The sequence below is a fragment of the Streptomyces sp. RB17 genome (assembly GCF_009604455.1).
Lineage (GTDB): Bacteria > Actinomycetota > Actinomycetes > Streptomycetales > Streptomycetaceae > Streptomyces.
On sequence record NZ_WEGL01000009.1, the window covers coordinates 117,558 to 130,577 of the forward strand.

At 71.7% G+C, this 13,020-nt stretch carries 12 protein-coding genes and 1 pseudogene; 7 read left to right on the forward strand and 6 right to left on the reverse strand.

Annotated elements, in window-relative coordinates:
- Nucleotides 1-51: 51 nt before the first annotated feature.
- Together SRB17_RS34350 and SRB17_RS34355 are read left to right on the forward strand one after the other, a co-directional pair.
- Entirely contained in the window at nucleotides 52-339 is a 288-nt protein-coding gene (locus tag SRB17_RS34350) for a YiaA/YiaB family inner membrane protein (protein WP_153544364.1), read from the forward strand.
- Nucleotides 340-412: 73 nt separating this feature from the next.
- Nucleotides 413-1,036 (forward strand): TetR/AcrR family transcriptional regulator, encoded by a 624-nt coding sequence (locus SRB17_RS34355; RefSeq protein WP_153544366.1) that lies wholly within the window; start codon nucleotides 413-415, stop codon nucleotides 1,034-1,036.
- A 14-nt stretch (nucleotides 1,037-1,050) separates the two neighbouring features.
- Here the strand turns inward: SRB17_RS34355 and SRB17_RS34360 are convergent, their stop codons facing one another.
- Nucleotides 1,051-1,512, reverse strand: coding sequence for a MaoC family dehydratase (locus SRB17_RS34360; protein ID WP_153544368.1), 462 nt, complete (start codon nucleotides 1,510-1,512; stop codon nucleotides 1,051-1,053).
- Between the two features lie 127 nt (nucleotides 1,513-1,639).
- On the opposite strand from SRB17_RS34360, the gene soxR reads away from it, so the two are divergent.
- Nucleotides 1,640-2,122 carry a redox-sensitive transcriptional activator SoxR gene (gene soxR / locus SRB17_RS34365; protein WP_323376675.1) on the forward strand — a complete coding sequence of 161 codons (483 nt, stop codon included), beginning with the start codon at nucleotides 1,640-1,642 and terminating at the stop codon, nucleotides 2,120-2,122.
- 107 nt (nucleotides 2,123-2,229) lie between these two features.
- Here the strand turns inward: soxR and SRB17_RS34370 are convergent.
- Nucleotides 2,230-2,382: pseudogene (locus SRB17_RS34370) on the reverse strand (RNA ligase (ATP)); the annotation flags it as partial.
- Nucleotides 2,383-2,477: 95 nt separating this feature from the next.
- On the opposite strand from SRB17_RS34370, the gene SRB17_RS34375 reads away from it, so the two are divergent.
- The gene (locus SRB17_RS34375; protein WP_153544370.1) at nucleotides 2,478-3,212 is read left to right on the forward strand and encodes a hypothetical protein; all 735 of its coding nucleotides are present in this window, start codon (nucleotides 2,478-2,480) and stop codon (nucleotides 3,210-3,212) included.
- Between the two features lie 10 nt (nucleotides 3,213-3,222).
- Here the strand turns inward: SRB17_RS34375 and SRB17_RS34380 are convergent, their stop codons facing one another.
- Nucleotides 3,223-3,951 carry a 3-keto-5-aminohexanoate cleavage protein gene (locus SRB17_RS34380; RefSeq protein WP_153544372.1) on the reverse strand — a complete coding sequence of 243 codons (729 nt, stop codon included), beginning with the start codon at nucleotides 3,949-3,951 and terminating at the stop codon, nucleotides 3,223-3,225.
- 247 nt (nucleotides 3,952-4,198) lie between these two features.
- Nucleotides 4,199-4,801, reverse strand: a complete 603-nt coding sequence (locus SRB17_RS34385; protein WP_153544374.1) for a hypothetical protein — start codon at nucleotides 4,799-4,801, stop codon at nucleotides 4,199-4,201.
- Between the two features lie 219 nt (nucleotides 4,802-5,020).
- Between SRB17_RS34385 and SRB17_RS34390 the strand changes: the two genes are divergently transcribed.
- The gene (locus SRB17_RS34390; protein ID WP_153544377.1) at nucleotides 5,021-7,807 is read left to right on the forward strand and encodes a penicillin acylase family protein; all 2,787 of its coding nucleotides are present in this window, start codon (nucleotides 5,021-5,023) and stop codon (nucleotides 7,805-7,807) included.
- 27 nt (nucleotides 7,808-7,834) lie between these two features.
- On the opposite strand, the gene SRB17_RS34395 is transcribed toward SRB17_RS34390, so the two are convergent.
- A complete protein-coding gene (locus SRB17_RS34395; RefSeq protein ID WP_153544379.1) occupies nucleotides 7,835-9,136 on the reverse strand; it encodes a serine-threonine protein kinase in 1,302 nt (433 codons plus the stop codon).
- Nucleotides 9,137-9,229: 93 nt separating this feature from the next.
- Nucleotides 9,230-10,450 (reverse strand): exo-beta-N-acetylmuramidase NamZ domain-containing protein, encoded by a 1,221-nt coding sequence (locus SRB17_RS34400; protein WP_153544381.1) that lies wholly within the window; start codon nucleotides 10,448-10,450, stop codon nucleotides 9,230-9,232.
- Between the two features lie 104 nt (nucleotides 10,451-10,554).
- On the opposite strand from SRB17_RS34400, the gene SRB17_RS34405 reads away from it, so the two are divergent.
- Together SRB17_RS34405 and SRB17_RS34410 are read left to right on the forward strand one after the other, a co-directional pair.
- Nucleotides 10,555-11,328 carry an SDR family oxidoreductase gene (locus SRB17_RS34405; protein ID WP_153544383.1) on the forward strand — a complete coding sequence of 258 codons (774 nt, stop codon included), beginning with the start codon at nucleotides 10,555-10,557 and terminating at the stop codon, nucleotides 11,326-11,328.
- Nucleotides 11,325-13,004, forward strand: a complete 1,680-nt coding sequence (locus tag SRB17_RS34410) for a class I adenylate-forming enzyme family protein (RefSeq protein ID WP_323376678.1) — start codon at nucleotides 11,325-11,327, stop codon at nucleotides 13,002-13,004. Before SRB17_RS34405 ends, SRB17_RS34410 begins: the two co-directional genes overlap by 4 nt.
- Nucleotides 13,005-13,020 lie beyond the last annotated feature (16 nt).

Consider the following 13,020-nt stretch of genomic DNA (forward strand, 5'->3'; position numbering starts at 1 on the left):
TGAGTACTTCGGCGGATGTGGCGAGGGCCACGTCCGCCGATGCTCTTCTCCATGAGTGACACACCGGTCAAGCACCAGAGCACGGTCGCGTTCTACGGGCAGGCCGTCGCCTCCTTCTCCATCGCCATGGCGGCCACGGCCGTCGGTATCTACCAGCTGGACACCAATGCCTGGGTCCGGGCCTTCCTGGCCATCGCCGTCCTCTACCTCGTCACCTCCGCCTTCACCCTCGCCAAGGTGATCAGGGACCGGCAGGAGGCCGGGCAGCTCATCAGCCGCGTCGACCAGGCGCGCCTGGAGAAGCTCCTCGCCGAGCACGACCCCTTCGAGAAGATCTGAGCAGGCACACTAAGCGCTCGCTCACCGTCGGCGGTATGGTGGTGCTCCTGTCACCGAGAGGGGCGAGCGAGCGATGAGTACGGCGGAGGAGACGACCGGCGGCGAAGTGGAGCCGTGGGAAGAGGTCACCCCGGACGCGGCGCGGCGGCTGCTCGTCGCCGCCGTGGAGGCCTTCGCCGAGCGCGGCTACCACGCGACGACCACCCGCGACATCGCGGGCCGCGCCGGCATGAGTCCGGCCGCCCTCTACATCCACTACAAGACCAAGGAAGAGCTGCTCCACCGGATCAGCCGGATCGGCCACGACAAGGCCCTCGACATCCTGCGCACGGCGGCGCGGCGCGAGGGGACGGCGAAGGAGCGGCTGGCCGACGCGGTCGGCTCCTTCGTCCGCTGGCACGCGGGGCGGCGCACCACCGCCCGGGTCGTGCAGTACGAACTCGACGCCCTCGGCCCCGAGGCCCGCGCCGAGATCGTCGCGCTGCGCCGCCAGGTCGACGCCGAGGTGCGCGGGATCATCGAGGACGGCGTGGCCTCGGGCGAGTTCGACGTGCTGGACGTGCAGGGCACCACGCTCGCCGTGCTGTCGCTGTGCATCGACGTGGCCCGCTGGTTCAACGTGGACGGCCCGTTCACCCCCGAGGAGGTCGGCGCGCTCTACGCCGACCTCGTGCTCCGGATGGTGGGGGCGAAGTAGGCCGTCGGTACGGCCTACAGGTAGTACCGGGACACCGACTCCGCGACGCACACCGGCTTGTCGCCGCCCTCGCGCTCCACGGTGAAGGCGACGGTCACCTGTACACCGCCCGGGACGTCCTCGACGCCGCTGATCTTCGCGGTGGCACGCAGCCGGGACCCGACGGGGACGGGGGAGGGGAAGCGGACCTTGTTGGTGCCGTAGTTCACGCCCATCTTCACGCCCTCGACCCGGATCAGCTGCGGGCCGAAGAGCGGGAGCAGGGAGAGCGTGAGATAGCCGTGGGCGATGGTCGTCCCGAAGGGGCCCGCGGCGGCCTTCTCCGGGTCCACGTGGATCCACTGGTGGTCGCCGGTGGCCTCGGCGAACAGGTCGATGCGCTTCTGGTCCACCTCCAGCCAGTCGGTGTGCCCCAGCTGCTCGCCGACGGCTGCCTTCAGCTCGTCGGGGGAGGTGAAGGTCCTCGGTTCTGCCATGTTCCCGGCCTCTCGCTCGCGTCTCGGTCGCGTATCGCCCGCGCCTCTAAGCAACTGCTTAGCATGGTCGGGTGAGGGGCGCCTGTCAACGGATCGCGACGGGCACCGGGCGACTACGCTCTGAGGAGTGCCCCAGATCCCCGAGAAGATCCACGAGCTGACCGTCGGCCAGTTGTCCGCGCGCAGTGGCGCCGCCGTCTCCGCCCTGCACTTCTACGAGTCCAAGGGCCTGATCAGCAGCCGCCGCACGCCCGGCAACCAGCGCCGGTACAGCCGCGACACCCTGCGCCGGGTCGCCTTCGTCCGCGCCGCTCAACGGGTCGGCATCCCGCTGGCCACGATCCGGGACGCCCTGGCCGAGCTCCCCGAGGAACGCACGCCGACGCGGGACGACTGGGCGCGGCTGTCGGAGAAGTGGCGGTCGGAGCTGGACGAACGCATCAAGCAGCTGAACCGGTTGCGGGATCACCTCACCGACTGCATCGGGTGCGGGTGTCTTTCGCTGGAGAACTGTGTGCTGTCCAACCCGGATGATGTGTTCGGTGAGCGGCTGATCGGGTCTCGGCTGTTCGCAGAGGGGCGGTCGGGCTCGGCCACTGGGGAGGGGTGATCTGTCGTCCGCCGGGCGCGGGTCGGATGTGGCTGGCCGCGCGGTTCCCCGCGCCCCTGGGGAACCGCACTGCCGTTGGCTACCGCCCCGCCCCAGCCGACGGCACGTCACTCGTACTCGGTGCCGCCCTTACGTGTCAGGTACGCCGGGCTGACCGCCTTCGCGATGGCCCGGCCCCCCGTCACCGTGCTGTACCGCTCCACCGCCGTCCGTATCACCACGCCCTCCCGCAGATGCGGCCCTCGCCCGGACACCGTCTCGCAGCGTGGACATGGACTCCCCGTGTTCATGGGCTCGGTTTCATCGGCTCCGCTGTCCGGACGGGAATCGGGTGGAGCCGGCGGATTCGGGGCTGGTGACGTCGGCCCCTTCGGCCGGCCGCGCCGCCGCGCACGGAGTCCCGAACGGGGGCCGAACTCCTAAGTCCACACAGGCACTTGGGGCCGCGCTCGCGGACATCGACACCGTGTTCAACGGGTTCGCCTGCCCCAGCGAGACCGGCTGCGAGCGCTGTTTCGCCCCGGAGGAGACGGCGTATCTGCGCACGCCGTGCACCCGTCTCCCGCCCGACCTGCTGAACCGGTTCGTCCGCAAGGTGCCGGACCACTTCGAGGACCACGCCACCGTGATGCGGCGCCTGCTGCCCCAGTGCGCGCACGCGATGGCGGACGGCACCCTGGACGACGTCGGCTGGGCGCCGCACGGGATGGGCCGGGCGGACTGGCGGTCCTGGCCGGCCGAGCAGGCCTCGGCCGTCGAGGCGTTCGTGCTCGCCTGGTGGCAGGACGTGCTCGCCTCGCCCGCGCCGCCGTACAGCGCCGAGCGCGTCTTCGAGACCTGTGCCTCGATCCTGCGCACGACGACCCCGCTGCTCGACCGGTGGGGGCCCGGCCCGTCGGCCGACGCCCACCTCGTCGGCTGCGCCCGCTCCTGGCAGTACGACCTGGTCAACGACGACTGGCCGTTCACCTGGTGGAGCCGGAGGACCGGGCCGCCGGTGTCGCCGAACTCCGGTCCTGGCTCGCCCGGCACGCCCCGGAGCGGCTGCGGGCCCAGGGCGAGGCGGATCTGGCGGTCCGTGCCCGGCTGATCGGCCTGCCCTACGACGAGCGCCGGAACGACCCGTACTGGACCAGCCCCTCCGCCACCAACTGAGCGTTTCCTTCCGCCCGTCGGCCGTCCGGCAGGACCAGGGTGTCCTCCAGCCCGATCCGGGTGGCCAGGCCCAGGCGTCCCGCCAGCCGCAGGACCGGCCAGGTTCCGCCCTCCTCGCCGTGCAGGAGCACCGGGCGGCCGTGGGCGGAGCCCAGCTCGGTGAGCAGCGTCCGCGCCGAGGCCTCGGCGGTCGCCGGGTCCGGGTCGGTCACTTCCGCCAGTACGCGCAGTACCCTGGGCCCGAGAGCAGAGGCCGCGAACCGGGCCGCGCCGTCGGTGCCGGACCAGATGCCCGCCTCGACGCCCACGCCCCGCGCGATGAGCTGCTCGGCGACCGCTTCGGCGCCCGGCTCATGCCAGTTGACCGAGGCGAGGTCGGGCAGCACGGACCAGCTGCGCACCCGGGCGAGCCGCGCTGCCGGATCGGGCTCCGCCCAGGCGCCGGTCGTCACCCCGACCGGCACCGCGACCCGCGCCCGGATCGCCTCCAGCGTCGGCGCGAGCACGCGCGGGGAGAGGCTGTCGTGCCCGCACGGTGTCTTGGGGTGGACATGGATCTCCGTGGCGCCCGCGGCGACTGCCTTCGCCGCGGAGTGGGCGATGTCCTCGGGCGACATCGGCACGTTTGCGCTGTCCGCTGGGGATCGGCGGCCGTTCAGGCAGACTTGGACCATGTCCCGATGGTGCCAGGCGCTCCGTGGGCAAGCCGCAGCAGAGTGGTGCCGCTCCGTGCCGTCCGGCGTCCGCGGCGTCGTCGTGGTTGCTCGCGCCCACGCGGCGGAGCCGCATGTCGATACAGCCCCGCGCCCCTAGGGGTGCAGCCGGCCGCGCTGCACAGCGCGCGAGCCCCCCGCAGGGGTGCGGCATCCCCCAACGCACCCCCCGGACAAGCCCCCCGTTGGAAAAGCACAGCGGCACCGCTCAGGCCGACATCAGCAGTGCGCCCCGGCGGGCGAACTCCAGTGCCTGTGGGGTGAGAACGGGACGCGGCACCAGGATGCCGCAGTCCGTGCAGACCGGGCCGGACGACGGCTCGTGGTCCAGGCCGTACCGCCAGACCAGGCGGTGCCCGCCGCACACCGGGCAGGTCCAGCCCGGTTCCCGGTTCAGTGCGGTGATCAGCCGGCGCAGCACCTCGGCCAGCGGCTCGTCGGGGTGGATCCGCGGGTTGTCGCACCAGGCGACCCCGAAGCCGCCCCAGGTCAGCCGGTGCCAGTCGTCCACGCTGCCCGGCCGGCGCAGCCCGTCGTGCTTCTCCTTCCTGCGCCGCTCGGTGAAGTCGGTCTCATAGGCGAGCCAGACGGAGCGCGCCTCCTCCAGTTCCTCCAGTGCGGCCACGAGCCGCGCCGGGTCGGGGGAGCGGTCCTCGGGGCCGAAGCCCGCCCGGGAGCACAGATGCTCCCAGGTCGCCCGATGCCCGTAAGGGGCGAACTTCTCAAGGCACTTGCGCAGTGAGTAGCGCCGCAGTGCCAGATCGCAGTCCGGGTCGCGTACCTGTCTCGCCAGACTCCGAAAACCGGCCATCGCCCTGCACCTCCGTCACACCTGCACCTGTACTTCGGTCACTTCGGCGTCGTCGCACGGACGTCGCCGAATAGACGTATCGACAGGCGATTCGGCTCCATCTCTTCGCGTGCTGCTTTCTGCGCTCTGCTTGCGGACTGCAGAAAGTGACGCATGTTCATCTTTAAAGCTGGGGATACCGGCGGTAACGTTCGGCCACCCCTGTCGCTAGGAGCTGCCATGCCACGGCGAACCCCACGGACCACCCTTGACAGACTGAGAACGTCCCGCCGCTTCTCCGGGTTCCTGAAGACGGCGTCGATATGCGTTCTCGTCGCCGGACTTCTCTCCCCCCTCACCCAGGCCGCGGCTGCCACGGATGCCGCCGCCTCGAACGACTACTGCGGCGGCCAGTGCTCGGACATCCTGCCGCCCGGCGAGAACGGCAACGCCACGCTCGCCCAGATCCTGCTCAACCAGGCCTTCGGCACCCAGCCCGCGCACGCCGAGGACCAGCTCGGCCCGTACGCCAACCTGGCCGGCGGCTACAAGGGCCTGACGGACGCCACGATCAACACCTTCTTCAACGACGCCTCCTTCGGCGTCCCGTCCGACCAGGTCGCCTCCAGCGAGAAGCCGGGCGGGCGCAGTGACGTGACGATCGTCCGGGACAAGAAGACCGGTGTGCCGCACATCACCGGCACCACCCGCTTCGGCACCGAGTACGGCGCCGGCTACGCGGCGGCCGAGGACCGGCTGTGGCTGATGGACGTCTTCCGGCACGTCGGCCGCGGCCAGCTGACCTCCTTCGCCGGCGGCGCGGCCGCCAACCAGGGCCTGGAGCAGGAGTTCTACCGCAACGCGCCCTACACCGAGGCCGACCTGCAGGCGCAGATCGACAACGCGGTCGCGAAGAACGGCGCCCGCGGCCAGCAGGCCCTCGCCGACGTCAAGGCCTACCTCGACGGCGTCAACGCCTACATCGACGCCTCCGACAGCGGCCGTTACTTCCCCGGCGAGTACGACCTGACCGGCCACAAGGACCCGGTCACCAACGCCGGCACCATCGAGCACTTCAAGGTCACCGACCTCGTGGCCCTGGCGTCCGTGATCGGCTCCCTGTTCGGCGCCGGCGGTGGCGGCGAGGTCAACAACGCCCTGTCGCTGCTCGCCGCCCAGTCCAAGTACGGCGTCGAGGAGGGAACCAAGGTCTGGGAGTCCTTCCGTGAGCGCAACGACCCCGAGGCCGTCCTGACCGTCCACGACGGCGAGAGCTTCCCCTACGGCGGCAAGCCCGCCGACCCCAAGGGCGAGGCGCTGCCCGACGCCGGCTCGGTCACCCAGGAACCGCTGGTCTACGACCGTACGGGCAACGCGACCACCGCGGCCGCCAGGAGCACGTCCGCCACCGCCGCCAAGGCCACACTCGGCTCGGCCAGGCGCGGCATGTCCAACGCCCTCGTCGTGAGCGGCAAGTACACCGCGAGCGGCCACCCGATCGCCGTCTTCGGACCGCAGACCGGCTACTTCGCCCCGCAGCTGCTCATGCTCCAGGAGATCCAGGGCCCGGGCATCAGCGCCCGCGGTGCCTCCTTCGCGGGCCTGAGCATGTACGTCGAACTCGGCCGCGGCCAGGACTACTCCTGGAGCGCGACCACCTCCGGCCAGGACATCATCGACACCTACGCCGTCGAGCTGTGCCAGGACGACTACCACTACCTGTACCACGGCACCTGTACGGCCATGGACAAGGTCGAGCAGAAGAACTCCTGGTCACCGACCACGGCCGACAGTACGCCGGCGGGGTCGTACACCATGCGGGTGTGGCGGACGAGGTACGGCCCGGTGGAGTACCGCGCGACCGTCGGCGGCAAGAAGGTCGCCTACACCACGCTGCGGTCGTCGTATCTGCACGAGGCCGACTCGATCATCGGCTTCCAGATGCTGAACGACCCCGACTACGTCAAGGGGCCCAAGGACTTCCAGAGCGCGGCCCAGCACATCAACTACACCTTCAACTGGTTCTACGCCGACTCCCAGCACACCGCCTACTACAACAGCGGCGACAACCCGGTCCGTGCGTCCGGCGTCGACGCCGAGTTCCCGGTCTGGGCGCAGCCGGCGTACGAGTGGCAGAACTGGGACCCGGCCACCAACACGGCCGACTACACCCCGGCCTCCGCCCACCCCAACTCCATCGACCAGGACTACTACGTCTCCTGGAACAACAAGCAGGCCGAGGACTACTCGGCCGCCGGCTGGGGCGACGGTTCCGTGCACCGCGGCAACCTGCTGGACGACCGGGTGAAGAAGCTGGTCGCGGCCGGCGGGGTGACCCGCACCAAGCTGGTGCAGGCCATGGCGGACGCGGCCCTCGCCGACCTGCGGGCCGAGGACGTGCTGCCGAAGCTGCTCAAGGTGATCAACTCCTCGACGGTGACCGACTCCACGGCCGCCGCGGCGTTGAGCAAGCTGCAGGCGTGGGTGAGCGCCGGCGCCAGGCGCACGGAGACGTCGGCCGGTTCGAAGACCTACGCCGACGCCGACGCGATCCGCATCCTGGACGCCTGGTGGCCGCTGCTGGTCAAGGCGGAGTTCGAACCGGGCCTCGGCAGCGATCTGTACAGCGCGATCACCAACGACATCCCCGTGGACGAGGCCCCGTCCGCCGGCCACGGCCCGACCGGCTCACACGCCGGAAGCTCCTTCCAGTACGGCTGGTGGAGTTATGTCGACAAGGACATACGGGCGGTGCTCGGGGAGAACGTGCGGGGCGGGCTCGCCGAGAAGTACTGCGGCGGCGGCAGCCTCGGTGCCTGCCGGGACGCCCTGATCAGCACCCTCGACCAGGCGGCCGGGATGACCGCCGCCCAGGTCTACCCGGGCGACGACCAGTGCTCGGCCGGCGACCAGTGGTGCGCCGACTCGATCGTCCAGCGCACCCTGGGCGGCATCAGGCACGGCAAGATCAGCTGGCAGAACCGGCCGACGTTCCAGCAGGTGGTGGAGTACACGTCACACCGGTGAACCGATCGGGATGACGTGGGCGGCGGGTCACGTGATGCGGCCCGCCGCCAGCACCAGCCGGGCCAGTTCGGGGTGGACGATGTCGCTGTGCGCCCCGGCCGGCGGGCCGCCGTGGCAGACGACCGCGGCCGCGTCGACGTTCACGCACCCCGACGCGGGCAGCGGTCCGGCGAGGGCCGTAGCGAGGTCCAGCCGGGCGGTGCCCGGCACCGCCTGCACCCCGTCGTGCCCCATCGCGCCCCACTCCGGCCCCAGCACGGCGGCGATCTCGCTGCCCGCACACGAGCGGTCGTCCCCGGACAGCCGGGAGGCCAGCGGATAGAACGTGCCGAGCGCCGCGTCGAAGTGCGAGTGACAGCACACCAGCGGGCCGTCGATCCGTCGCTGCCGGCCCTTGAGCGCCCCTGCCCTGCCCGGGTCCTGCGGCAGCCGGTCCGCGAACGCGTAGTGCGAGAAGGCACCTTGGAGGAGGGTCACGGACTTCACCGTGCCCACCCCGTCCGGCAGCCCGCGCAGCGCGAACGACACCAGCCGCCCGCCGAAGCTGTGCCCGACCAGATGCACCCGCACCCCGGCCGCGGCCCGCGCCAACTGCCCGATCACCGGCCCGAGCCCGTGCTCGCCGACCGTCCCGGCCCGCCGCTTCATCGTGTAGTACGTCGCCTGCCGCAGCAGCTCCTTCGCCCCCTCCCAGGGGTTCGGGATGCTGAACCCGGCCGGTGCGCCGGGCGACCGTACGGCGGCCAGCGCCTCGGCGAACTCGTCGCAGGCGGTCGCCGGTTGCTCGGTGAACACCGTGGGCTCGCCTTCCTCGTCGGTGTCGGCCGCGCCCAGCCGCCGCCCGTCGTCCACCAGCAGCCGCACCAGCCGCCCGAACTCGGCCAGTCCCCGGTCCCCGCCGGGCCGTTCGTCCAGCATCCGGGCCAGCTGGTCGATCACGGATGCCCGCCCCGGAAAGGTCTCCAGCAGGGCACGCCGGGTGTCCTTGTCCAGCGCCGGCCCCGGTGCCGTCTGACCCGCCACGGCCGCCACCGACTTCGGGAAGTCCGGGATCGGCTCGTCGCTGAACCGCATCGACGGCCAGATCACGCCCACGTACCCGAGCCGGGCCCGTGGCGCGAGCGCCGGGACCGGTGCGAAGAAGCTCCGGTACAGCGCGGTCGCGCCCGAGCGGTCGTTGTTCCAGCCGTGCGCGAAGACGAGCAGGTCACGGACGCCGCGCTCCGTGACCTGCGCCATCAGGTGGTCGCGTTCGGGGCCGTCCACGTCCCCGTCCGCGTCGAAGGTCAGCTCCCAGTAGGGAGACACGCTCATCCCGGGATCCGCCATGCCAGGCTCCCTCGTCCCGCCTGCAACGATGCGTCACGATGTGCTGCGCACGCATCGTCCTGCTCCGGGGCGAGGTTGGCCATACACGGCGCCTCACCGGTAGAGGAGATATTCCTGGCGCACCCGCCGGAACGCGGCCAGCTCCTCCTGCCAGGCGCCGACCACCTCGTCCGTGCCGGCTCCGGCGTCGATCATCGTGCGTACCCGGGTGGAGCCGGTGAGCTTGTCGATCCAGTCGTCCGACCGCCACGCGAAGCCGTCCCAGACCTTCCTGACGGTCACCAGCAGCGCGATCCCGGTGCGGACCGGGTCGTAGGCGGCCCGGTCGTGCACATGGATCTGCACCCCGCCGACGGTCTTGCCCTGGAACTTGGAGAAGGTGGGCGCGAAGTACGCCTCCCTGAACCGCACGCCGGGCAGCGCCAGTTCGTTCACGGCCGCGGCCCAGCGGCCGTCGACGCCCTCGGCGCCGAGCAGCTCGAACGGCCTGGTCGTGCCCCGCCCCTCCGAGACGTTGGTGCCCTCGAACATGCAGGTGCCGGAGTAGACGAGAGCGGTGTCCGGGGTCGGCATGTTCGGGCTCGGCGGCACCCAGGGCAGCCCCGAGGCGTCGTAGAACCGGGTCCGCTTCCAGCCGGTCATCAGCACGGTGTCCAGCGCGACCGGCCTGCTCAGGAACTCCCCGTTGAACAGCCGTGCCAGCTCCGCGACGGTCATGCCGTGCGCCTGCGCGACCGGCTGCCGGCCGACGAACGTGGCGAACTCCTTGTGCAGGACCGGCCCCTGGGCCTCCCGGCCGGTCACCGGGTTGGGCCGGTCGAGGACGACGAACCGCTTGCCCGCGAGCTGGGCCGCCTCCATACAGTCGTACAGCGTCCAGATGTACGTGTAGAAGCGGGCGCCGACGTCCTGGATGTCGAAGACGACCGTGTCGACGCCGGCGGCGGTGAAGATGTCGGCGAGCGGCTGTCCGCTCTTCAGGTACGTGTCGTACACGGGCAGCCCGGTCGCCGGGTCGTCGTAGCGGCCCTCGGAGCCGCCGGCCTGTGCGGTGCCCCGGAAGCCGTGCTCCGGGCCGAAGACGGCCGTCAGGTTCACCCGGGGGTCGGCGTGCATGACGTCGACGATGTGCTGGACGTCGCGGGTGACGCCGGTCGGATTGGTGACGATGCCGACGCGCCGGCCCTTCAGCAGGGCGTAGCCGTCGGCCGCGAGTCTCTCGAAGCCGGTGCGCAGCTCTTCGCGGTGTGCGGGGGCGGCCGGCAGGGCCGCCATCGAGGCCGATGCGAGCAAGTTCCGTCGAGACAGATGCATGACCAGAGGTTGGTGCAGTGGCCCTTCCTTCACACATACCGACCGGTTAGTCTGTCTCGGCCAGAGCCGATGCGCGCCGCGCTGAGTCGTGTCGAAGGAGACCGATGGTGGAAGCCGTGCAGGATGCGGGAGTGGTCGTCACCGGGGCCGGCGGGGGGATCGGGGCCGCGCTGGCCCGGCGGTTCGCCGCCGAGGGGGCCCGGGTCGTCGTGAACGACCTGGACGGCGCGCGGGCCAAGGCGGTGGCCGACGAGATCGGCGGGATCGCCGTGCCGGGCGACGCCTCCGCGATCGTCGGCGACGCCCGCGACGCGCTCGGCGGCACCGTCGACGTCTACTGCGCGAACGCCGGTGTCGCCTTCGAGGACGGCGGCGCGGGCGGGCCGCTCGACGAGCGGTCCTGGGCGGCCGCCTGGGACGTCAATGTGATGGCGCACGTCCGCGCCGCCCACGAGCTGCTGCCGTCCTGGCTGGAGCGGGGCGCCGGGCGGTTCGTGTCCACCGTGTCGGCCGCCGGGCTGCTCACCATGATCGGCGCGCCCTCCTACAGCGTCACCAAGCACGGCGCCTACGCCTTCGCCGAGTGGCTGTCGCTGACGTACCGCCACCGGGGCCTGAAGGTGCACGCGATCTGTCCGCAGGGCGTGCGCACGGACATGCTGGCCGCGACCGGCAGCGCCGGGGACCTGGTGCTGCAGCCGACCGCGATCGAACCGGAGGCCGTCGCCGACGCCCTGTTCCGGGGCATCGCCGAGGACCGCTTCCTGATCCTGCCGCACCCCGAGGTCGCCGAGTACTACCAGGCGCGGGCCGGCGATCCGGACCGCTGGCTGAGCGGCATGAACCACCTCCAGCGCAGGTGGGAGGAGGCCCGGTGAGCACCTCGCGGTACGCGGCCCGCCCCTGGCTGGCGCTGCTCGACGAAGCGCAGCGCGGCCCGATCGATCCCGCCGACTCGCTGGTGCACGCCCTGCGGGCGGCCGTGGCCGAGGCGCCGGAGCGGACCTTCCTCGCCTACTTCGACGCCCGGCTGAGCTACCGCGAGGTGGACGAGCTGAGCGACTCCGTCGCCGCCCACCTCGCCGCGCGCGGCCTGGAGCGCGGCGACCGGGTGGCGGTGCTGCTGCAGAACTCCCCGCACTTCGTGGTCGCCGTCCTCGGCGCCTGGAAGGCCGGCGCGACCGTCGTCCCGGTGAATCCGATGTACAAGTCGGCCGAGATGGGCCACATCCTGCGGGACGGCGAGGTGACCGCGCTGGTCTGCTCCGACCGGGCGTGGGCGGCGTACCTCAGGGAGACCGCCGCCGACTCGCCGGTGCGGGTCGTGCTCACCGCGAGCGAGCTGGACTTCCAGACCCGCAACGACGCGCGCGTGCTCGGGTTCGAGCGGCTGCCCCAGGCGCCGGACGCCGACGACCTCGTGGCCGTCGCCCGGCAGGGCGGCACAGCGCCCGAGGGCCGTGCGCCGCGCCCGGACGACATCGCGCTGATCAGCTACACCTCCGGCACCAGCGGCACCCCCAAGGGCGCCACCAACACCCACGGCAACATCATGCACAACGCCGAGCGGCAGCGGACCGGGCTCGCGCTGCCCGAGGCGCCCGTCTACTACGCGCTCGCGCCGCTGTTCCACATCACGGGCATGGTCTGCCAGTTCGGCGCCTGCCTGAACAGCGCCGGCACCCTGGTGCTCGCCTACCGCTTCGATCCCGGACTCGTCCTGGAGGCCTTCATCGAGCACCACCCGCACTACACGGTCGGCCCGTCCACCGCCTACATGGCGCTCGCCGCCCACCCGGACGCCACACCGGAGCACTTCGCCTCCTTCGTGAACCTGTCCTCCGGCGGCGCGCCCGTGCCCCCGGCCCTGGTGGAGAAGTTCCGCGAGCGCTTCGGGCCGTACATACGCGTCGGCTACGGACTCACCGAGTGCACCGCCCCCTGCGCCTCGGTGCCGCCCGGCCTGGAGGCGCCCGTGGACCCCGTCTCCGGGACGCTGTCGGTGGGCCTGCCCGGCGCCGACACGGTCGTCAGGATCGTGGACGAGCGGGGCGAGGAGGTGCCCTTCGGGGACCAGGGCGAGATCGTCGTCCGCGGGCCCCAGGTGGTCCCCGGCTACTGGCGGCGTCCGGACGCCACCGCCGAGTCCTTCCCGGACGGCGAGCTGCGCACCGGCGACATCGGCTTCATGGACGCCCAGGGCTGGCTCTATGTCGTCGACCGCAAGAAGGACATGATCAACGCGTCCGGCTTCAAGGTGTGGCCCCGCGAGGTCGAGGACGTGCTGTACACCCACCCGGCGGTGCGCGAGGCGGCCGTCGTCGGCGTCCCCGACGGCTACCGTGGCGAGACCGTGAAGGCGTACATCAGCCTGCGTCCGGGCGCGGAGACGGACCCGGATGAACTCGCGGTGTACTGCAAGGAGAGACTGGCCGCCTACAAATACCCGCGTCAGGTGGAGATCCTGCCGGACTTGCCCAAGACGGCGAGTGGGAAGATCCTCCGGCGGGAACTGCGTTCCCGCGCGCACGACGACAGCAGCGCCGGTCAGTAGGCGACGAGAGAGGCAG